General features: G+C 48.5%; 22 protein-coding genes. 18 read left to right on the plus strand and 4 right to left on the minus strand.

Annotated features, from left to right (window positions below; all coding sequences use genetic code 11):
• The first annotated feature begins 2 nt into the window (after window positions 1-2).
• The 8 genes from ACFSUS_RS11935 to ACFSUS_RS11970 all read left to right on the plus strand — a co-directional run bounded on the left by ACFSUS_RS11935 (window position 3) and on the right by ACFSUS_RS11970 (window position 6,931).
• Window positions 3-650, plus strand: coding sequence for a TIGR04282 family arsenosugar biosynthesis glycosyltransferase (locus ACFSUS_RS11935; RefSeq protein WP_381522789.1), 648 nt, complete (start codon window positions 3-5; stop codon window positions 648-650).
• Window positions 647-1,777 (plus strand): App1 family protein, encoded by a 1,131-nt coding sequence (locus ACFSUS_RS11940; protein ID WP_381522791.1) that lies wholly within the window; start codon window positions 647-649, stop codon window positions 1,775-1,777. The genes ACFSUS_RS11935 and ACFSUS_RS11940 overlap by 4 nt, the downstream gene beginning before the upstream one ends.
• Window positions 1,778-1,875: 98 nt before the next feature.
• Window positions 1,876-2,709 (plus strand): hypothetical protein, encoded by an 834-nt coding sequence (locus tag ACFSUS_RS11945; protein ID WP_381522794.1) that lies wholly within the window; start codon window positions 1,876-1,878, stop codon window positions 2,707-2,709.
• Window positions 2,710-2,845: 136 nt separating this feature from the next.
• Entirely contained in the window at window positions 2,846-3,424 is a 579-nt protein-coding gene (locus ACFSUS_RS11950; RefSeq protein WP_381522796.1) for an RNA polymerase sigma factor, read from the plus strand.
• Window positions 3,405-4,973: a porin family protein gene (locus tag ACFSUS_RS11955; RefSeq protein ID WP_381522798.1), complete on the plus strand. Its 1,569-nt coding sequence runs from the start codon at window positions 3,405-3,407 to the stop codon at window positions 4,971-4,973. Before ACFSUS_RS11950 ends, ACFSUS_RS11955 begins: the two co-directional genes overlap by 20 nt.
• A gap of 109 nt (window positions 4,974-5,082) precedes the next feature.
• Entirely contained in the window at window positions 5,083-5,565 is a 483-nt protein-coding gene (locus ACFSUS_RS11960) for a QcrA and Rieske domain-containing protein (protein ID WP_381522800.1), read from the plus strand.
• A 19-nt stretch (window positions 5,566-5,584) separates the two neighbouring features.
• A complete protein-coding gene (locus ACFSUS_RS11965; RefSeq protein WP_381522803.1) occupies window positions 5,585-6,262 on the plus strand; it encodes a hypothetical protein in 678 nt (225 codons plus the stop codon).
• Between the two features lie 87 nt (window positions 6,263-6,349).
• Window positions 6,350-6,931, plus strand: a complete 582-nt coding sequence (locus tag ACFSUS_RS11970) for a YceI family protein (RefSeq protein WP_381522805.1) — start codon at window positions 6,350-6,352, stop codon at window positions 6,929-6,931.
• Here the strand turns inward: ACFSUS_RS11970 and ACFSUS_RS11975 are convergent.
• Window positions 6,909-8,180 (minus strand): TCR/Tet family MFS transporter, encoded by a 1,272-nt coding sequence (locus tag ACFSUS_RS11975; protein ID WP_381522807.1) that lies wholly within the window; start codon window positions 8,178-8,180, stop codon window positions 6,909-6,911. The two genes, ACFSUS_RS11970 and ACFSUS_RS11975, sit on opposite strands and share 23 nt — an antisense overlap.
• 110 nt (window positions 8,181-8,290) lie before the next feature.
• Window positions 8,291-9,430, minus strand: coding sequence for a DNA polymerase III subunit beta (gene dnaN / locus ACFSUS_RS11980; RefSeq protein ID WP_381522810.1), 1,140 nt, complete (start codon window positions 9,428-9,430; stop codon window positions 8,291-8,293).
• A 145-nt stretch (window positions 9,431-9,575) separates the two neighbouring features.
• Here dnaN and ACFSUS_RS11985 point away from each other — a divergent pair, with 145 nt between their 5' ends.
• The 6 genes from ACFSUS_RS11985 (at window position 9,576) to ACFSUS_RS12010 (ending at window position 14,807) form a co-directional block, all read left to right on the plus strand.
• Window positions 9,576-10,097, plus strand: a complete 522-nt coding sequence (locus ACFSUS_RS11985; protein WP_381522812.1) for a DUF2480 family protein — start codon at window positions 9,576-9,578, stop codon at window positions 10,095-10,097.
• Window positions 10,098-10,188: 91 nt separating this feature from the next.
• On the plus strand, window positions 10,189-11,253 hold the full coding sequence (locus ACFSUS_RS11990; protein WP_381522814.1) for an AAA family ATPase: 1,065 nt from the start codon (window positions 10,189-10,191) through the stop codon (window positions 11,251-11,253).
• Complete coding sequence (locus ACFSUS_RS11995) at window positions 11,250-11,903, plus strand: DUF3226 domain-containing protein (RefSeq protein WP_381522816.1); 654 nt, start codon at window positions 11,250-11,252, stop codon at window positions 11,901-11,903. Before ACFSUS_RS11990 ends, ACFSUS_RS11995 begins: the two co-directional genes overlap by 4 nt.
• Before the next feature lie 4 nt (window positions 11,904-11,907).
• Window positions 11,908-12,804: a LysR family transcriptional regulator gene (locus ACFSUS_RS12000; protein ID WP_381522818.1), complete on the plus strand. Its 897-nt coding sequence runs from the start codon at window positions 11,908-11,910 to the stop codon at window positions 12,802-12,804.
• A 99-nt stretch (window positions 12,805-12,903) separates the two neighbouring features.
• A complete protein-coding gene (locus tag ACFSUS_RS12005) occupies window positions 12,904-14,421 on the plus strand; it encodes a M28 family peptidase (RefSeq protein WP_381522819.1) in 1,518 nt (505 codons plus the stop codon).
• A 155-nt stretch (window positions 14,422-14,576) separates the two neighbouring features.
• Window positions 14,577-14,807 carry a DUF4834 domain-containing protein gene (locus ACFSUS_RS12010; RefSeq protein WP_381522821.1) on the plus strand — a complete coding sequence of 77 codons (231 nt, stop codon included), beginning with the start codon at window positions 14,577-14,579 and terminating at the stop codon, window positions 14,805-14,807.
• Window positions 14,808-14,874: 67 nt separating this feature from the next.
• On the opposite strand, the gene ACFSUS_RS12015 is transcribed toward ACFSUS_RS12010, so the two are convergent.
• Together ACFSUS_RS12015 and purN are read right to left on the minus strand one after the other, a co-directional pair.
• Window positions 14,875-15,267 carry a hypothetical protein gene (locus ACFSUS_RS12015; protein ID WP_381522823.1) on the minus strand — a complete coding sequence of 131 codons (393 nt, stop codon included), beginning with the start codon at window positions 15,265-15,267 and terminating at the stop codon, window positions 14,875-14,877.
• Window positions 15,268-15,280: 13 nt separating this feature from the next.
• Window positions 15,281-15,871 (minus strand): phosphoribosylglycinamide formyltransferase, encoded by a 591-nt coding sequence (gene purN, locus ACFSUS_RS12020; protein WP_381522826.1) that lies wholly within the window; start codon window positions 15,869-15,871, stop codon window positions 15,281-15,283.
• Window positions 15,872-16,024: 153 nt separating this feature from the next.
• Here purN and ACFSUS_RS12025 point away from each other — a divergent pair, with 153 nt between their 5' ends.
• The 4 genes from ACFSUS_RS12025 to ACFSUS_RS12040 all read left to right on the plus strand — a co-directional run bounded on the left by ACFSUS_RS12025 (window position 16,025) and on the right by ACFSUS_RS12040 (window position 18,583).
• Window positions 16,025-16,651 (plus strand): ATP-binding cassette domain-containing protein, encoded by a 627-nt coding sequence (locus tag ACFSUS_RS12025; RefSeq protein WP_381522829.1) that lies wholly within the window; start codon window positions 16,025-16,027, stop codon window positions 16,649-16,651.
• Window positions 16,652-16,674: 23 nt separating this feature from the next.
• Entirely contained in the window at window positions 16,675-17,382 is a 708-nt protein-coding gene (locus ACFSUS_RS12030; protein WP_381522832.1) for a peptidylprolyl isomerase, read from the plus strand.
• Between the two features lie 32 nt (window positions 17,383-17,414).
• Window positions 17,415-18,341: an SDR family oxidoreductase gene (locus ACFSUS_RS12035; RefSeq protein ID WP_381522834.1), complete on the plus strand. Its 927-nt coding sequence runs from the start codon at window positions 17,415-17,417 to the stop codon at window positions 18,339-18,341.
• Between the two features lie 143 nt (window positions 18,342-18,484).
• Window positions 18,485-18,583, plus strand: a complete 99-nt coding sequence (locus tag ACFSUS_RS12040) for a DUF167 domain-containing protein (protein WP_381522836.1) — start codon at window positions 18,485-18,487, stop codon at window positions 18,581-18,583.
• Window positions 18,584-18,853: the final 270 nt, after the last annotated feature.

The raw sequence follows: 18,853 nt of genomic DNA on the forward strand, positions 1-18,853 counted from the left end.
AATTGAAACGGCCGATTGACGATTTTGCCCGCAAGTTACCACCGCTTCGGCGGTCCGACAAACCTCGTATGTCCAACGACCACCTTATTATCTTCGCAAAAAACCTAATTCCAGGTCAGGTTAAGACACGTATCGCCCGAACCGTGGGAAACGAACGTGCCGTAGAGGTGTATCAACATTTACTGAAATACACCCAACAAATCACTAGCAGGCTACCTTACCACCGAGTTGTTTATTACGGCGATTTTATTAATCCAGATGATGGTTGGAACGGTTACGACAAACGGTTACAAGTGGGCAATGATCTGGGCCAACGAATGTTGAATGCCTTTTGTGAACAGTTTGAAATTGCCGACCGGGTAGTCATCATTGGCAGCGACTGTCTGACTATTACGCCCGACCATATCCGGTTAGCGTTCGACGCACTTAATCAAGCTGACGTTGTGATTGGACCGGCTACCGATGGCGGGTATTATTTATTAGGTATGAATCGGTTGTACCCTTTTTTGTTTGAAAACATGCCCTGGAGCCAGCCTGAATTAGCTGAACTTACTGAACTGGCCATTCTGCAAAACGGCTTGACGTTTGAACGGCTGGAGGAATTGACCGACATTGACGAGTGGGAAGATTATGAACGAGCTATAGCATGACAACCTGGAAAGAATTACTAACAAGTGCATCGGCCGATGCTGAAGTACAATTCGACCGACTCAAGAACCGCTTGTTCGGGAGGCTCGATGCTGATAAGCCGTACAAGATTGTCTATTACCGGGGGTTCGGTAGCCCAACGGCTGTTTGGCTCAAAGGGCGTGTGTTGCGGCAGCGCGATCTAAGCACACCCTCGGACAATGACACGTTCTGGCAGAATATCCTGGCTACGTACCAGCGCTTTGAGAGTGACGAAGTATCTGGGGTAACGGTGCGTGTCGAGGCATTCGGGAAATCATACACTACTGTTACAGATGAAGAAGGCTATTTTGAGATTACTATAAATCCCCCCAACGATTTACCACCCGGCCGGGCCTGGTTTCCAGTACGTTATTCGTTAGATGGGGTTGTGCAGCCGAACACACAGGAGCCGATTGTGAAAGACGGTTATTTGATGGTGTCGCCCCCGTATAGCCAATTCGGGGTTATTTCTGACATTGACGACACGGTGTTAGTGACCGGGGCTACGAGTTTGCTTCAAACTGCCCGGCTCACTTTTCTGGGTAACGCTTATACCCGCTTGCCATTTGCGGGCGTGGCGGCTTTTTATCGGGCGTTGCAAAGCGGCCCTGTTACAACGCTTTTCAATCCCATTTACTTTGTATCGAGCAGTCCCTGGAATCTTTATGATTTATTAATCGATTTCTTTCGTATCCAAGGTATACCGAAAGGGCCCATATTGCTGCGCGATTTAGGGCTCAATCCTGAACTATTATCGTCTTCATCGCACCATACGCATAAGCTGGCCATGATTCGTAAAGTCCTGGATGTGAACCCGCAGCTCCCCTTCGTGCTTATCGGCGATAGCGGTCAGCAGGACCCCGAAATCTACACACAGGTGGTTCGCGACAACCCAGGGCGCATTCTGGCTATTTATATCCGCGATGTCACGCCCGAAACCCGTGACGAATCTGTGCGCGAGCTCATCCGAACGGCCCAAGCCGCCAATGTACCGATGCTGTTGGTGGCTGATACCGTTGCCGCTGCCGAGCATGCTGCTGCACTCGGCTTGATTGACCCCGACACGATTCCTGAAATACGGGCAGATCGCCGGGCGGATGAAGAATGATTAACTATTTTTTTTGGCTAACGCAACCCTTCCTGAGTACTTCCCGTATTGCCGAATGAACCGGTTCAACTGTTCTCACCTTAAACACAGTTGATATAATGAAATCATTCGCTTCTTACAGAGTGTTAGCGATCGTTGTGTTGATCACAACTACGTTGGCTTGTAACGAGGAAAACCCTACTATTCCTACGTCTGACGTGATAGTGAGGGCCACTACACTCGGCAACGTCTTAACCGGCGAAGGCGGCAAAACGCTTTATTTCTTTGCCGCCGATGTGGCAGGTGATGCTAGTTGCACTGGTAACTGTGTAACCAACTGGCCCATATTTTATAAGGAAAATCTTACGCTAGGTACCGGCTTGAAGGCCAGCGACTTTGCAACCATCACCCGGACCGATAATACCAAGCAAACGACGTATAAAGGCTGGCCCCTGTATTATTACAAAAACGATACGAAAGCCGGAGACGTTACCGGCGAGAACGTCGGCAATGTCTGGATGGTTGCTAAAACCAATTACACCGTGATGCTGGCTTCGCGGCAATTGGTTGGCAATGATGGAAAGAGCTATACGTTCGACACAAAGGAAGGCAAGGGAAATTCATTATTTTTGACCGATAGCCTCGGACGTACACTATACGCGTTCGCTAATGACAAGAAGAATAAAAATAACTATACTAAAGCCGATTTAAGTAATAACGCTACCTGGCCCATTTACGAGACGTCGGCAACGCTGGGAGAAATTCCTTCAGGATTGAACAGGGCTGACTTTTCTACTAGCACTACAAATGCCGTTGGAAAAACACAACTGAGCTATAAAGGCTGGCCGCTTTATTATTTCGGGCCTGACCAGGGCGTCCGGGGCGCTACCAAGGGGGTAAGTTCGCCCAGCCAGGCCGGGTGTTTGGCCAGTAGTGAATACGACCACCACTGAAGCTCCCAATTAAGTTTCAAAACGGTTTACTGTGTCGCTTGCAGGATTATGGAGGAGAAGTTTCATTAAATAAAATAGTGTTTTCGATTAGCGGCTGTTGAAACTTTACCACCTGTTTTTTATCCGACTATAAAGAATGGCCAACGCTCCTAACATACCGGCCTTACCCGATTTGTTGGCTGGTTGCCTGCGTAATCATCGGCAAAGTCAGGAACTGCTTTACCGGCAGTTTTACGGGTATGCTATGAGTGTTTGCCTGCGATATGCACCCACCCGCGAAGGGGCGCTGGAAGTCTTAAACGATGGATTTCTTAAAGTCTTTACGCGGCTCGATCAGTATGATCCTGAACAGCCATTCAAAGGGTGGCTCCGGCGTATTCTGATCAATGCGGCTATTGACCATTACCGGCAGGAAGTCCGTCATCATAACCACGAAGCCGTTGAGCAAGCCGAGCAAACTGCCGTATCGCAGTCGGCTGATGCCTACAGTCAACTGGCGCATGAGGACCTGCTGGCTATGATTCAGCGGCTATCACCGGCTTATCGGTTGGTTTTTAATTTGTATGTTATGGATGGATTCACGCACGAGGAAATTGCTGGTCAGCTCGGCATTTCGGTGGGTGCGTCGAAGTCAAATCTGGCGCGGGCGCGGGAGAACCTGCGTTTGTTGTTAAAGAATGTAAACTACGATGAGTATGCAAGAGCTAACCGATGACCAATTGGACGGCCTCTTCAGAAAGTCGGCTGAAGAGTTCGATCCCTCGTTTGATCCGGCAGCCTGGCAGGCCATGCAAAGCCGATTGGACAAGCATGACCAGACCAGTCCGGGGCAACCGTCAATCTGGAAAAACTTACTTCGCTGGGGATTACCCGTCGCACTATTGCTGGTGTTGTTAGGGAGCTGGTACGCTTACGATGCATATGAGCGAACTGCAACCCGCGGTATTTCAACAAAAAAACTAGCCGTTCGCCCACCGGCGGATCAACAGGTTAGTAACCACCAACAGCACGAAGCAGTCAATCAACTAAATCATTCCCCAGCGTCTGCCGACGGCGGCTCTAAGCAACCAGCTTCCGAAGATCAGCTGGTTGCCAAAGCCAACAAACCGTTGGATGACGATAGTAAACCGACTGCTCGGGTAGAAAACGCTGCAGGAAAAGATAGAAACGTTTTTTCAGGGGCTGATAGGGCAACGAAACGCGTGTCATCGGCGTATAAGTCAGCAGTTGGTGTTGATCGGGCCAGGTCATCGTTGATTACGACGCGCAAGAAGACGAGCGCTGGATTTAATAAAGCTCATTATAGCATAAGCGATAGGAGAAGGGTCCAATCCAGAAATAAACCGGTTGCTTCGAAAGACAACCGCGTTTTAACTGGCTTCTCGACAACCAATAAGCTGGTAAATTCTCTATCGTTTACCAAACGTCGTGCGGCACGAAATCTGGGTTATGTATCCTTGTCCAATGAAACTACAAGTGTCAGCGAGATGGGTGCTGATTTGAGCGTGACCAAGTCGTTTCCAGCGTTAACAGTGGGCAAGTTAGGCATCAGGCCCGCTAAATGGTCTAAGCCTCTGGCCTTTGCAGCGAGAGAAGTAACCGCACAACCTGATACATTTACCCGATTGGCCGCCCATAAGCCAACGTACCTACGAGGCCTAAGTGTTCGACTCATTGTTGCCCCCGATTTGAGTGGAATAGGTTTACGCAACTTTTCGCGGCCGGGTACAAACGTAGGTCTGTTGTTAGAGTATCGGCTAGGGCCGCGCTGGAGCCTTCAGGCTGGGGCAATCCGAAGTACCAAGATTTACAAGGCCGCTATGACCGATTATGAGATGCCTTATTATATGAACAAGTGGTATGTGTTGCCGGAGGGCGTTGACGGCCAGTGTAACATGATTGATATTCCAATTAATCTACGGTATGATGTTGCCTTGCGACCTCGATTAAATGGGCTTTTGCCAAGTCGATGGTTCGTAAGCGGGGGTATTACAAGCTACATTATGCGTCAGGAAGATTACATATATGACTATGCTGAACCAGACAATCCACATATTTATCCTGACAGACGCGAATGGCATGGAAGTACGGGAGGCTACGGATTTAGTCAGTTGAATCTTTCAGCGGGTTACGAGCGAGCATTGAGCCGACGACTATCGTGGCAAGTTGAACCGTTTATAAAAGTGCCACTCAAAGGAGTTGGCTATTATAAAATTAACCTACTGAGTACCGGGGGCTTTTTCTCAATTCGCTATAAGCTCTGAAATGGATTATTGCCGTTCAACCAAATTTTTAAAGTCACACATTATCACAAATAAAAGTTAATACCTGTTCTAATCTCTCATTCATGTAACTACATTAAATATCGAAGCAATGAAAAACAACTTGAAGACCACCGAAATGAATCGCGGAGAGTTCTTGCGTAGCTTGGGCATGAGCAGTGCAGCCTTAATGTCATTTTACTGCATGGGCACGCTTACATCCTGCTCCAGCAGCAGTAATAATGATCCACAACCCAATCCTAACCCTGGTACTGGAAGCGGAAAAGTAGATTTTACCCTGGATTTGACTACCGCTGATTACAGCAAGCTTAAAACCGACGGGGAGTTTGTTTACAAGGATAGCATTATTGTTGCTCGTGTTAAGGGAGGCAGTTATGTAGCGTTAGCTAAAGCCTGCACGCACGCTGGTACCGACGTGCGCTACCGGCTGGCGCAAGATGACTTCTTGTGTCCTAATCACTTGTCAGAATTTTCGAAAACGGGCGCTGTCGAAAATGGTCCAGCCTCCCAACCGTTGAAAGTCTACAAAACAGTGCTCACCGAAAACGGCAACAAGCTTCAGGTTACGGAATAACATTTTGATCTGCCACTCTATGCGACATACCTTTTTTGTGCTCTGCCTGCTGATCAGTTTAGGTTCGATACAGGCGCAGGATTCTACGGCCGTGCGCCGAGATACTACTATTGTACCAGCCGCATCCGATGCCGACGCGCTGTTAGCCGGTATGACTGATTCTACCGAAAGTCAGCCATTGCTACCGCGCAAGATGATCTTTACGCAACGCGCGTTCTGGGGACCTAAAGGTTTATTACGGGTTATGAACGTAGCGCCTTTAACAGCCGAAGGCCGGGCGAAAGAATTAAAAATTCGGCGGACAATGCTGATAACGCATCAGATTGGTGGTTTTGTGACATTAGCCGGTTTTGTTGCGCAGGGCCTGCTGGGGGCTAAGCTCTACAATGCCCAGGGGCAGGAGTATGTTGATACCAAGAAGTGGCACGAACGATCGGCTACGTTTATCAATATATCCTATGCTACTACACTGGCGCTCTCGCTCACAACACCTCCGCCGGTAGTGGGTGCCAGACGTGGTTTCACCTCCATTAAGCTGCATAAATACCTGGCTATTGTTCACCTGACGGGTATGGTTGCCACGAATGTGCTCGCTCAGATGATTCAAACGAATTATGAACTAAAGCCTTATCACCGGGCCGCGGCTTATGCCACATTTGGGGCATACGCCGTTTCCATTGCTGCTTTAACCTTTTGATCGTATTACACAGTAATCAACTGGATAGGGGACTCATTACTTCTGATTATCCTAACCAGTTGATTACGCATTCCCAAACTTGAAGTTATGAAACAGGCTTATTTCGGCGCATTAGCCATTTGGCTGCTGTGTGCTTTTGTTGTCCCTCCAACATCAGAGTTATCGAAAGTAGCGTTGCTAGCCAAGCGCAAATTAATAGCGGATAAATCACTGTCTACGGTTACCTATGCGGCAAAACATCCGCTTCATAAGTGGGAAGGAGTCAGTCATGACGTCAATTGTGCCATGATTTACAATGACGATACTAAACAGCCCGAAACAGTCGCTGTGTCAATTAAAGTGGCCTCGTTTGACAGTCAAAATAACAACCGCGACTCGCACGCTATGGAAGTGCTGGATGGCCTAAAATACCCAAACGTAACCTTTACGAGTTCAGACGTAAAAGCAAGCGAAGACGGTACGTTAACGGCTAAAGGCAACCTCACGTTTCATGGCGTTGCGAAACCGGTAACCTTAGTAGCTACCCGTAAAGAAGCTGGCGGAAAGATGACCATTGCTGGCGAATTTCCGGTAAACCTGAGCGACCATAATGTCGAACGTCCCTCGTTGATGGGTCTAAAAACGGAAGATCAGATGGTACTGAAGTTTAACGTTGTGTTTTCGCTTTAGTGGAGCTTATTCTGTAAGGCCACAGTAACCAACTCGGCAGGCTAGCACCGGCAAAGCCGCGCCGGGCGAGGATGGCGCTGATCAGGATTAAGATCGAGCCCAAGAAAAACGGGGCGCCCGGAAGGTAAACAGGCGCTTTGGGCGACGTAAAATAGGAAAACAGGTTTGTCATAATCACCGGCCCAAAGATTGACGTTGTGCTGGTTAGGCTGGTGAGCGCTCCCTGTAATTCCCCTTGTTCATTGGCAGGTACCTGATTGGAGATGATGCCCTGAATAGAAGGTCCTGCAATACCGCCCAAGGCATAAACCGCCATAAACGCGAACATCATCCAGCTTTGATTGGCAAAGCCAAAGAGAGCAAAGCCTATGGCGCTAAAAAGCAAGCCAACGTAAACTGACCGCTGCTGGCCCAGCTTTGGTATGATCACCCGGCTTAGCCCTCCCTGAACAATAGCGAATGATAAACCAATCGTAGCCAGCGATAGCCCAACGGTTTTTTCGTCCCACTTGAATTTCTCCATAGTGTAGAAGGTCCAGGTGCCTTGCACGGCGAATCCGGCAATGTAAATAAGCACAAGCGAGGCTACAAGGCCCAGAATGACCGGATACTTGCCCAGCCTCATTAGCGAACCGATTGGGTTAGCACGTCGCCAGTCAAAGGGCCGACGGTTTTCGGGGGCAAGTGATTCAGGGAGAATAAACAGACCATAGAAGAAGTTAATCATGGTTAGGCCGGCCGCCACAAAAAACGGAACCCGGGGGCCGTATTGCCCTAAAAAACCGCCCATGGCTGGTCCTAAAATGAAGCCGACACCGAAAGCCGCGCCAATGAGCCCGAAGTTCTGGGCTCGTTTTTCAGGAGTACTGATATCAGCGATATAAGCGCTGGCCGTTGTGAAGCTCGCACCGGTAACACCCGCCAGCATGCGGCCCACAAACAGCCAGCCAATGCTCGGAGCAAAACCCTGCAAGATGTAGTCAAGACCAAAACCTAACAATGAAAACAACAGCACCGGTCGACGTCCATACTTATCGCTTAATCCTCCCAAAATTGGCGAAAAGATGAACTGCATGGCCGCATAAGAGAACGTCAGCCAACCCCCGTAGCTAGCGGCTTGGCTAATATTTCCATGAATAAGCTGCTCAATCAGTTTCGGAAAAACCGGAATAATAATTCCCAGCCCTGTGACATCAATCAAAAGGGTAATAAAGATGAAGACTAAGGCTGGCGCGGTGCGTTTGGGCATAGGTAGGGGGTTATAAAGTTGTAGGGTTGTGCAGTTTTAAAGTTAACCAACGCAAGCAGGGCACGCGGAGCAACTCTAGAACTGTACAACCCTACAGCTTTATAACTTTTTTACGCGTACGTATTCAACATCACTGGCATCACCAGCATCAAGATATCTTCGTTTTCTTCTTTGTCCGCCGGAATGAGCAGGCCAGCGCGGTTAGGGGCTGACAGTTCGAGCGTAATCATTTTTGCACTAAGGTTGCTCAATACTTCCGACATAAGCTTAGCGTTGAAACCAATCTCCATTGGGTCGCCGTCGTAGTCGCAGAGTAATTTCTCGTTGGCTTCGTTCGAGTAATCTAAATCCTCGGCAGAGATGGTCAACGAATTAGCTTTGAGCGACAACCGAATCTGGTGCGTGGTGCGGTTAGCGTAGATCATGATCCGCTTAAGGGAGTTGAGCAGATCCGTCCGACCGATGGTCATTACGTTCGGGTTGTTGGTCGGAATAGCGTTTTCGTAATCTGGAAAGCGCTCATCAATCAACCGGCAAATTAACTGCGTCGGGCCAAAGGTAAACGACGCATTGGCCTGACTGAATTCGGCCGTAACCGGTACGTTTTCTGGAAGTGATGCTTTCAGCAATTGCAGTGCCTTACGAGGAATGATGAGCGACGAGCTAGACGACGAACCCAGGTCGGTCCGGCGGTAGCGAATGAGCCGGTGTCCGTCGGTAGCTACGAACGTAGCATTATCGGCAGCTAATTGCAGATAAACTCCCGTCATGGCTGGGCGCAAATCATCTGTGCTGGTAGCGAAGACCGTATTATTGATAGCCCCGAGTAGCACATCGGAAGACATATCCACCGATATATTCTTATTAACGGTTGGCAGTTTTGGGAAGTCAATCGGGTTTTCGCCTGACAGTTTGTAGCGCCCGTTGTCGGTCAGAATTTCAGTACCAAACGTATCTGTGTCGATGTTAATCGTAACAGGTTGTTCGGGCAGGCTCCGCAGTGTATCCAACAGCAACTTCGCGGGAATAGCGATAGCTCCGTTCTCGCTGGTTTCCACCGGAATCTGCGTCGTCATGGTTGTTTGCAGGTCCGATGCCGTGACAGTCAACGTACCGCCGGATGCGTCCGGTCCGACTTCAATGCGAAACAGGAAGTTTTCGAGAATCGGCACAATCGGGTTGGTCGCCACGACGCCGTTGATGTTTTGGAGGTTCTTGAGTAGTACGGACGAGGAAACGATGAATTTCATTGGCCAATCGTTTAGGGACGGTTCGATCTTAGATATAAGAACAAAAGTAACAAAAAATACCAACCCAACGGTGTCTTTAATGGGCGATATCCAAGAACCTTTCTGTGTTTGTAAGCTGTTTTAGACCAAATAGCAGATAGCCCTCATGGAAGCTGAAATTGTTAATCGTGTAGCCAACAGCGGCCTCGTTACGCTTGATCTGGAAGAGTACTACCACCCAGGGGAGCGAGTAGTCTATGACCTGAAAGACAACCTGTATATGGGGTTAATTTTGAAGGAAAAAGACTTTCGCGCATTCCTGAAAGAACATGACTGGAGTCAGTATGCTGGTAAGAACGTGGCAATGACCTGTTCGGAAGATGCCATTATACCCACCTGGGCTTATATGCTGCTTACGCTTCAGCTTCAGCCTTACGCCCACGCCGTTGTGTTCGGCTCATTGACCGACTTGGAAGAAAAGTTATATTTCGACGCTATTGCCCACATCAACCCGGCCGATTACCAGGATGCTCGTGTCGTGGTGAAAGGATGTTCTAAAGTTCCGGTACCCACAGCCGCTTATGTGGAGTTGACGCGTGTATTGAAGCCGGTGGTGCAAAGCCTCTTGTTTGGCGAACCATGCAGCACGGTGCCGTTGTATAAGCGGCCTAAGGAAAAGCAATTATGATCACTAAATACTGTAAGGCTCGCTAAGCAGCGGGCCTTTTTGTTAATATTAATATTACCTCGTACTTTGATTTTTATTAACAATCGTGGTTATGCTACGCTCACTTGAAATCCGCAACTACCGCAATTTACGCCATCTGACTATTGAGAAGCTAGGCCGGGTGAATTTGCTGGTGGGTAAGAACAATACGGGAAAGACGTCGGTGCTGGAAGCAATATATCTATGGGCGAACTACGGTCGGTTAGATGCAATATATGAGTGTATAGAAGCAAGAGGAGGGGTTTTTGAATCAATATCAGAGGATCAATATTCGCGTAGCCAAGCCTTAATTACATCCTTGTTCACCAATCGCTCCAGCGATTATATATACGATGGAGTGACTATAGATATTAATGAGGGAGAAACTAAAAGTATTTTAAGGTTTAACCTTCGTTCTTTTAAGAAGAATTTAGAAAATATCTCTGGTGAACCTAAGGAAAAGCTGGTTTTTATGATAGAAAGCAATAAGCAAACTAATGCTATTGAACCCTTAAGCATTTTAGACCCTACGCAACGAAGTAATTATTCATTTTACTGGCCTAACGACATTAAAAACCAGTTTGTAAAATCTAATGAGATAGATAGTACCAACATTGGCTGGCTTTATGATAAGATTGCCACAACGGACTTAGAAGATGAGGTAATTGGTGCATTAAAGATTATTGATGAATCTATCATCAAGCTTGCTTTTAGAGTAGATCCATTGAGTAGTAAGCGATACCCAGTTGTGCGTTTAGAAGCCAATGCTACTCCTGTTCCTCTTCGTTCAATGGGGGATGGTATTAACCGTATCTTAGCTATTATTCTGGCTATGGTCAACTGTGAAAACGGTTACTTGCTCATCGACGAATTTGAAAACGGCTTACACTACTCCGTTCAGGAAAAGTTGTGGGAGATCATCTTTTATCTTGCCGAACGGCTCAACGTTCAGGTATTTGCTACCACACATAGCCTTGACTGTGTCGAAGCCTTTTCGGCTATCTTAAATAATGGAAAACAAGCCAAAGAGGCCGGTATGATGATTCGTCTTGAAAATTACGAAGGCAATATCGAGGCTACGGTTTATGATGCCGATGAAATTCTATCTACTACCCGTGTTCACGTTGATCCCCGATGAGTGAGTTCATTAACCGCAAGAAGTTTCCATATAAACTACTGGTAGAGGGGAAAGACGATTTGTACGTAACGGCTAGTATTCGTAATCAACATCAACTAACCGACAATTTTGAAATTATAGATTGTGAGGGCGTTGATAAAATGCCTGATCAAATTACTGCCAGAATTAAACTTCAGCGACCGCAAATTGCTGCGATAGGTATCGTCCTGGATGCCGATTATGACTTACAGGCCCGCTGGAAGAGCATCTGTAATATTTTACAGCAGGAGGGGTATCCCGTTCCAACCTCGCCAGGAGCTGACGGAACAGTCATTGAAGGCGTTGGACGCAATCCAAACGTTGGCATCTGGCTCATGCCTGATAACTCACAATCAGGAATGCTCGAAGATTTTGTAAGCTATCTGATTCCCCAAGGGGATTTATTAAAGCCATTTGTTGAACAGACATTATCCCAGATAGAGGAACAGGATATAGAAAGTCGGTATGATCCGCAATATCATCGGGCAAAAGCCTTTATTCATACCTGGCTGGCCTGGCAAAAAGACCCCGGTACTCCGATGGGTTTGGCGCTTACTAAGACCTATCTCGACCACAATACCAACCTCTGCCTTCGTTTTGTGAACTGGCTAAACCGCTTGTTTAACGTGTAAAGCTATGCTCGATTTTCGCCTGAACGTTTTCTATACGGTTGCCAAGCGGCTTAGTTTTACTAAAGCAGCCGCTGAATTATACGTAACACAGCCTGCTGTAACGAAGCACATTCAGGAACTCGAACATCATTTCGGTACGGCCCTCTTCGATCGACGTGGCAATCAGATTAGCCTTACGACGGCCGGAAACCTCTTATTAAGGCACGCTGAAACCATTATGGCTACGTATCGACAGCTGGAATTCGATATGAATGCGCTGAAAGGGCAACCGGGCGGAACTTTACGATTAGGTGCCAGCACGACCGTAGCGCAGTACGTTATTCCGCCAGTGCTGGCCCGATTTCATGAGCAGTCCGCAGACGTTTCGATCTCTATGCTGAGCGGCAATACCGAACAGGTTGAACAACAGCTGCTCAATAACGACATTGACCTGGGCCTGGTGGAAGGACGAACGCACCACAGTGACATTCGGTATACCCCCTTTGTCAAAGACGAGCTTGTTCTGGTCTGCCGTGCTGATCACCCGTTGGCCGATCGCGATGAGATTACCCTGGACGAGCTACGAGACGTACCATTTTTGTTACGAGAGCGGGGTTCCGGCTCTCTCGAAGTAATTGAACATGCTCTGCGAGGGGCAGGGGTAAAACTGACTGATCTAACGATTGAGATGCACTTAGGCAGTACGGAAAGTATCAAGTCATACCTGAGTAGCTCACGGTGCATGGCGTTCGTGTCTGTCTTTGCCGTGCAGGATGAACTACAGGCCGGTACGTTGAAGGTTGTAGATGTTCAGGATCTTATTATTCAGCGTGATTTGTACTCCATCCAACTTCAGGGCGTTAGTGAAGGCCTTGCCGACACATTTATGCGTTTCGCCCGTCAGCATTACCGAAAAAGTTGATTAGTAGGGGGAAGCGAATAGAGTACGTGTAATGAGCACTAAATAAGCATGGTTCGGATGGGAAACGCTTTTTTGTAGCTTTACACAAATTTAATTCTCATGAACGCATTTACCCGCCTGGCCCTTTGGACAGGCTTAACGTTGATAATGGCATCAGTTAGGGGGCAGAATAAGCCGGGTGCAGTTACGTCATCAACAGCTAAGAAACTTCCTGAATACTCAATCTCGCGGGCTGAAGTAGAAGCGCATATGCGATTTCTGGCATCCGACCAATTACGAGGACGTCGAACCGGCGAGCCGGGCAACCAAAAAGCCGCCGAATACATTGCCGAACAATTCCGGAAGTTAGGTTTAACGAAGGCACCCGACCAGCAGGACTACTTCCAGCAGATCACACTACAGAAAGTGATGCCTGCCACCGCTGCTACGATGAACATCGGCAAAGACACGCTGAAGCTCGGCAAAGAGCTGGTTGTTATGGCTGGCAAACCCGTTGAACTATCGGGTGAGGTTGTCTACGTTGGCTATGGATTAGGTGATGCTTATAAAGACCTCGATGTAAAGGGGCGTATCGTGGTCGCTCAAGGGGGCTCACCCGATGCTAAAGGACCCAGAGAGATTTTTAGTGCCTCAAGCCAGAAGCGTCAGTTAGCCACCGAAAAAGGAGCTGCTGCTTTAATCGAACTCTACAGCGAATCGATCCCGTGGGGCTTTGTCAACCAATATTTCAATCGGGAACAGGTTACGGTGTCCACGATCGGTAGCGATAATAGTCTGGCGCATCTGTGGGTAAACAACGCCAATAACCAATACCGTCAGTTGAAAGAAGCTGGTACTACCGTCAGATTACAAACATCGGGGCGTCAGCAAACAACTGTGACTTCGGCCAACGTAGCGGGCGTTATTGAAGGCACTGACCCGAAGCTCAAGGACGAATACGTGATCTTGTCGGCGCATTTCGATCACGTAGGCGTCGGAAAACAGGGTGGTAGCGCCTATCAACCTTCGGACAGCATCTTCAACGGGGCGCGGGATAATGCGTTTGGGACCGTATCGCTTCTGGAAGCGGCCAAAGCACTCTCGCAACAACGGCCCAAACGGTCGGTGCTGGTGTTGGCGCTGACGGGCGAAGAGGTAGGTTTACTGGGCAGCCGGTATTACGCCGAGCATCCGCTAGTTCCTCTCAAACAAACCGTTTTTGACTTAAACACAGATGGAGCAGGTTATAACGACACGACCATTGTATCCGTAATTGGTCTTGAACGGACTGGCGCTAAAAACGAAATAGAAATGGGCGCTAAGGCATTTGGACTAAGTGTCTTTGCCGAGCCCGCTCCTGAACAGGGTTTGTTCGACCGGTCTGACAATGTTAATTTCGCGGTGAAAGGCGTTCCAGCTCCGACGTTTTCGGCGGGTTTCAAATCGTTCGATGAAGCGATTGCTAAATATTATCATCAGGCCATCGATAACCCCGAATCACTCGATTATAACTACCTGCAGCGCTATTGTCAGGCCTATGCGCATGCGGCCCGTTTGATCGCCGATCGCCCTACACGTCCGCAGTGGTCGGCTGGTGATAAATATGAAGCCGCCGGGAAAGCGTTGTATGGACAGTAGTTCGCGATGAACGTACTCTTTCATGTAGAAAGGACCCCTTACTTGTAGTGGTTTAACGACTGGCTTACAGGGGAAACACAGACTTAGGCCTATTTTAGACGACAAAAAACTAATCGCGTTAACACGACGTTTATTATACATAACGACACCCGATTATGCTGTTTAAATATCTCTTCATCATTACCCTGATCATTCTGTTTGTACCCCCCGTGCGCCGGTTTGTTTTCTACCTGCTGGTTGGTCGGCAACTGGTAAAACAGCAGAAGCGCCAGGGCGATGTATATGGCAAGCGTCGTGAGGGCGAAGTTCGCGTGGAGAATCGCTCACCAAAGGGAAATACCTCGTTCAAAGGAGGAGAATACGTTGACTACGAAGAAGTAAAATAGATAGTACTGGGCAATAGAAAAGCCGGTATACGCCAACATCCTGAGGATGTGGTTTGTACCGGCTTTTCTATTGCCCATTTTCGTGTTCTTTCTTGTATTTAACGGCCAGGCCAGTCATGATGTAACCGTTGTTCGTCATGGATGTGTAATAGGAGTAACGCACGGCTACTAAGGCATCGGCTCCCAGTTTCTTAGCCTGCATCGTCAGGCGGGCCAGGAGCATTTCTTTCTGTTGCATGTCGTTACCCCGGCTCAGCATTCGCTTATTAACCGTCTGCCGCTCATCCAATGGGACTTCGCCTTTGGTTTCCAGGTCCTGCAGCGGCTCAAAGGGGCGTTCGGGCCGTTGATTCTCATAAAAGACATCGACCGGATAGTTGGGCTGGTTTTGCAGATAAATCATGGGTTTAAAGCAACCCGCCAGTACTAATGTCATGAGCAGCAGGCAGACGTTTTTCATAGTGGCTCGCTTGTTAGTAGTTCATAGTTTGCAACACGTCTGCCACAACTCTTGGGTAATGCCTGTGTTCCAACGCCTGTACGTTACGGGCAACATCTTCCGGCGAATCAGTTGGCAATACGGGACAGGAGGCCTGAAAAATGATCTGGCCTTCGTCGTAGCGTTCGTTTACGTAATGAATGGTGATACCCGATTCTGTCTCGTTGGCTGCGACAACCGCTTCGTGAACGAAGTGACCATACATACCCTTACCGCCGAATTTCGGGAGCAGGGCGGGATGAATGTTAATAATCCGGTTTGGGAAAGCCTGCACCAGACCACCCGGCATGAGCCACATAAAGCCAGCTAACACAATTAAATCGATGCCCTGCTTTTGGAGCAGTTCAGTAATGCGATCCGTTTCGTAAAAGGTTGTTCGATCAAAAACTAATACCGGAACGTGCGTTTGCCGACCAAATCCACGACGGGCCCGTTCAATGACGCCCGCTTTAGGATTATTCGTGGCAACTAACGTAATTTCTACGTTGGTGCTGTCGGCGAAGTAATCGGCAATTTTTTCGGCGTTAGAGCCGGAACCTGAGGCAAACAGAGCGATTCGTTTCAAGATTAGTTCTTCATCATACCCTGTGTCCCCACGGGGTCTCTTTTGTGTACGAATGGCAGAAGACCTGCGGGGACGCAGGCCAGGCGAAGCTGACGCCGATAGCGAGCGAAATTACAACTTTTACTTACTTTTGCCAGTAGTCATCCTAATTCGATGCTAGCAACCAACCAACTCACGTTCGAATACGGCCCCACCAAACAGTTTACGTTTCCTGACGTGCGCTGCGCCGACCGCGAAGCTTTACTAATTCTGGGCCGCTCCGGGAAAGGAAAAACGACGCTGTTGCACTTGCTGGCGTTGTTACTCCGGCCTAAAAGCGGGTCAGTTGTCATCAATCAAACCGACTTAACGCAACTTGGCCCAGCCGAAACCGCGGCATTCCGGGCTAAGCACGTTGGTATTGTTTATCAGAAGCCTCATTTTGTTAGTTCGCTGTCGGTGCTGGATAACCTGCTGCTGGCTAATTATCTGGCGGGCAAACTACAGGACAAAAACCGCGCTCGCGAATTGGCCATGCAATTGGGTTTTGGCGATCAGCTCACCAAAAAAACGCACCAGCTTAGCCAGGGTGAGCAACAGCGCGTGAGTATTGCCCGCGCCGTGATGAACCAACCCGACGTAATTCTGGCCGATGAGCCAACGTCTAATCTCGACGATGAAAACACGGAGCGGGTTGTCAGGCTTCTCCGCGAGCAGTCCGAGCAAATAGGAGCCAGCCTGATTGTTGTTACCCACGACCAGCGGCTCAAAGACGTATTCCAAAACCAGGTTTTGCTATAAATCGCCCTTGTTGAGCATTTCTCATGAAGAAAATAGTCATGCTTTTGCTGCTTTTGCCAGTTCTGTCGCTCGCGCAAAACAGAAAGAAGAAAGATTACGTGGTAACGCTAACCACCGACTACGGCCCTATGCGGGTTGTTCTGTACGATCAGACGCCGAAGCATAAAGAGAACTTCATCAAGCTCGTTAATCAGAAGTTTTACGATAGCCTACTGTTTCACCGAATCATTGAGAAGTTTATGATTCAAGGCGGAGATCCCAACTCCCGAAGAGCAGCCGCCGACGAGTCCCTGGGAAACGGCGATGTGGGCTACAAAATACCGGCAGAAATTGTCCCGACACTTTTTCACAAGAAAGGCGCGTTAGCGGCCGCCCGTGATAATAATCCCGAAAAGGCATCGAGTGGATGCCAATTCTATGTGGTTCAAGGCCGGGTCTGGACCGACGACGAATTACAAAAGCAGATTGACCGTAGCCGAAGTCGTGCCCCTGAGCGCGTTTTCACCGATGAACAAAAGCAGGTTTATAAAACCCTGGGTGGTACACCACATTTGGATGGCAATTATACCGTATTTGGTGAGGTAATTGATGGGCTGGCTGTAGTAGACAGCGTTGCCAGGCAGCCTCGAAGCCCTCAGGACCGTCCACTGAAAGACCTCCGCATGACCATGACCGGCGAATGGGTGAAGAAAAAGAAGATCACAAAGCAATACGGATATAAATACCTGTAAGAAGCGGTTCGCCAATCTTGCAGCATACAATTATGAAAAAGATTCTTCTCACAGGTGCTAATGGTCTATTGGGCCAAAAGCTGGTTGGTCTGCTCACCCAGCAATCGGACGTTGAGCTAACGGCTACGGCGCGGGGCGACAATCGACTCCCTTTCTCGGATGGTTACACGTATCGCTCGATGGACATAACTGACCGTCAGCAAGTACTCGACGTAGTTAACGAGGTACGCCCGGACGTAGTTATCCACACTGCTGCTATGACGGATGTGGATAAGAGTGAGTTACAGAAAGAGGCCTGCTGGGCGCAGAATGTAAAGGCCGTTGAGTACATTGTTGAAGCGTGCCGTCAGACAGGGGCTTTCTTGCTGCATGTTTCAACTGACTTCATTTTCGACGGCTCGGCTGGGCCATACGATGAAACCGCGGAAGCTAATCCGGTCAGCTTTTATGGTTGGAGCAAATATGCCGCCGAGAAAGTGGTGATTCATTCGGGTGAAGGAGCCGCCCCAATACGGTGGGCCATTGCCCGTACGATGCTTGTGTATGGCATTGCCCACGACATGAGCCGCAGCAACATCATTCTCTGGGTTAAAAAATCGTTGGAAGACGGTAAGAATATCAAGGTTGTAACCGACCAATGGCGTAGCCCAACCCTCGCCGAAGATCTGGCAATGGGCTGTTATCTGATTGCCGATAAAGAAGCCGAGGGTATTTTTAATATTTCCGGCAAAGGGGTCTTGACGCCGTACGACATGGCTATCAAAACCGCCGATTATTTCGGTCTGGACAAATCGCTCATTACGCAGGCCGATAGCTCTACCTTTACGCAGGTGGCACGTCGCCCCGGACGGACAGGCTTCATCTTGGACAAAGCGCGTACGGTGCTCGGCTACGATCCGCATACGTTTGAAGAAGGCATTGCAATACTGGCCGAGCAACTGATGAGCAGCGTCAAATAAAGCGGGCTGTAAGCAAGCGTCCTGCGCTGGACTATACGGTCAGATGAGCATCGTTATCTGCTAGCTTCAGACGGATGACGCTACATCTTAAGGTTAAGCCCGGTAGCAAAGTAGATTAACTATTCTACGATGCTGCCGGGCAGTTGAATGCTAAAATTAAAGCGCCTGCACAGGACGGTAAAGCAAATGCCTACCTGATCGAGTTTACAGCGAAACGATTGGGGGTTGCTAATCTAACGTAACAATTGTAGCTGGGTTTACCAATTCGCACAAGCGTCTGGAGATCGATGTGCCAGAAGAAACGTATAACCGCTTTCTGGAGCAGCTAGGTATGAAAGTTTTATGAAAGCGCTGACCATCTATACTACCTGTTTACAAGGCTTTATTGATCGGAATTTAATTGTAACTTATTGAGTGTCCTTTCCCATTTTTCATCGTCTAATTCGGTAGCAGCTAGAGAAACTATATTCTAGTAGTAAGATGCATTGTACTAGTCTGTAATAAATGGAAGG

This window comes from Spirosoma soli, assembly GCF_042684525.1.
Lineage (GTDB): Bacteria > Bacteroidota > Bacteroidia > Cytophagales > Spirosomataceae > Spirosoma > Spirosoma soli.

Coding starts and splice junctions, on each gene's coding strand:
- ACFSUS_RS11940 (WP_381522791.1), top strand. CDS start 647: ATGACAACCTGGAAAGAATTACTAACAAGTGCATCGGCCGATGCTGAA.
- ACFSUS_RS11945 (WP_381522794.1), top strand. CDS start 1,876: ATGAAATCATTCGCTTCTTACAGAGTGTTAGCGATCGTTGTGTTGATC.
- ACFSUS_RS11950 (WP_381522796.1), top strand. CDS start 2,846: ATGGCCAACGCTCCTAACATACCGGCCTTACCCGATTTGTTGGCTGGT.
- ACFSUS_RS11955 (WP_381522798.1), top strand. CDS start 3,405: ATGCAAGAGCTAACCGATGACCAATTGGACGGCCTCTTCAGAAAGTCG.
- ACFSUS_RS11960 (WP_381522800.1), top strand. CDS start 5,083: ATGAAAAACAACTTGAAGACCACCGAAATGAATCGCGGAGAGTTCTTG.
- ACFSUS_RS11965 (WP_381522803.1), top strand. CDS start 5,585: ATGCGACATACCTTTTTTGTGCTCTGCCTGCTGATCAGTTTAGGTTCG.
- ACFSUS_RS11970 (WP_381522805.1), top strand. CDS start 6,350: ATGAAACAGGCTTATTTCGGCGCATTAGCCATTTGGCTGCTGTGTGCT.
- ACFSUS_RS11975 (WP_381522807.1), bottom strand. CDS start 8,180: ATGCCCAAACGCACCGCGCCAGCCTTAGTCTTCATCTTTATTACCCTT.
- dnaN (WP_381522810.1), bottom strand. CDS start 9,430: ATGAAATTCATCGTTTCCTCGTCCGTACTACTCAAGAACCTCCAAAAC.
- ACFSUS_RS11985 (WP_381522812.1), top strand. CDS start 9,576: ATGGAAGCTGAAATTGTTAATCGTGTAGCCAACAGCGGCCTCGTTACG.
- ACFSUS_RS11990 (WP_381522814.1), top strand. CDS start 10,189: ATGCTACGCTCACTTGAAATCCGCAACTACCGCAATTTACGCCATCTG.
- ACFSUS_RS11995 (WP_381522816.1), top strand. CDS start 11,250: ATGAGTGAGTTCATTAACCGCAAGAAGTTTCCATATAAACTACTGGTA.
- ACFSUS_RS12000 (WP_381522818.1), top strand. CDS start 11,908: ATGCTCGATTTTCGCCTGAACGTTTTCTATACGGTTGCCAAGCGGCTT.
- ACFSUS_RS12005 (WP_381522819.1), top strand. CDS start 12,904: ATGAACGCATTTACCCGCCTGGCCCTTTGGACAGGCTTAACGTTGATA.
- ACFSUS_RS12010 (WP_381522821.1), top strand. CDS start 14,577: ATGCTGTTTAAATATCTCTTCATCATTACCCTGATCATTCTGTTTGTA.
- ACFSUS_RS12015 (WP_381522823.1), bottom strand. CDS start 15,267: ATGAAAAACGTCTGCCTGCTGCTCATGACATTAGTACTGGCGGGTTGC.
- ACFSUS_RS12025 (WP_381522829.1), top strand. CDS start 16,025: ATGCTAGCAACCAACCAACTCACGTTCGAATACGGCCCCACCAAACAG.
- ACFSUS_RS12030 (WP_381522832.1), top strand. CDS start 16,675: ATGAAGAAAATAGTCATGCTTTTGCTGCTTTTGCCAGTTCTGTCGCTC.
- ACFSUS_RS12035 (WP_381522834.1), top strand. CDS start 17,415: ATGAAAAAGATTCTTCTCACAGGTGCTAATGGTCTATTGGGCCAAAAG.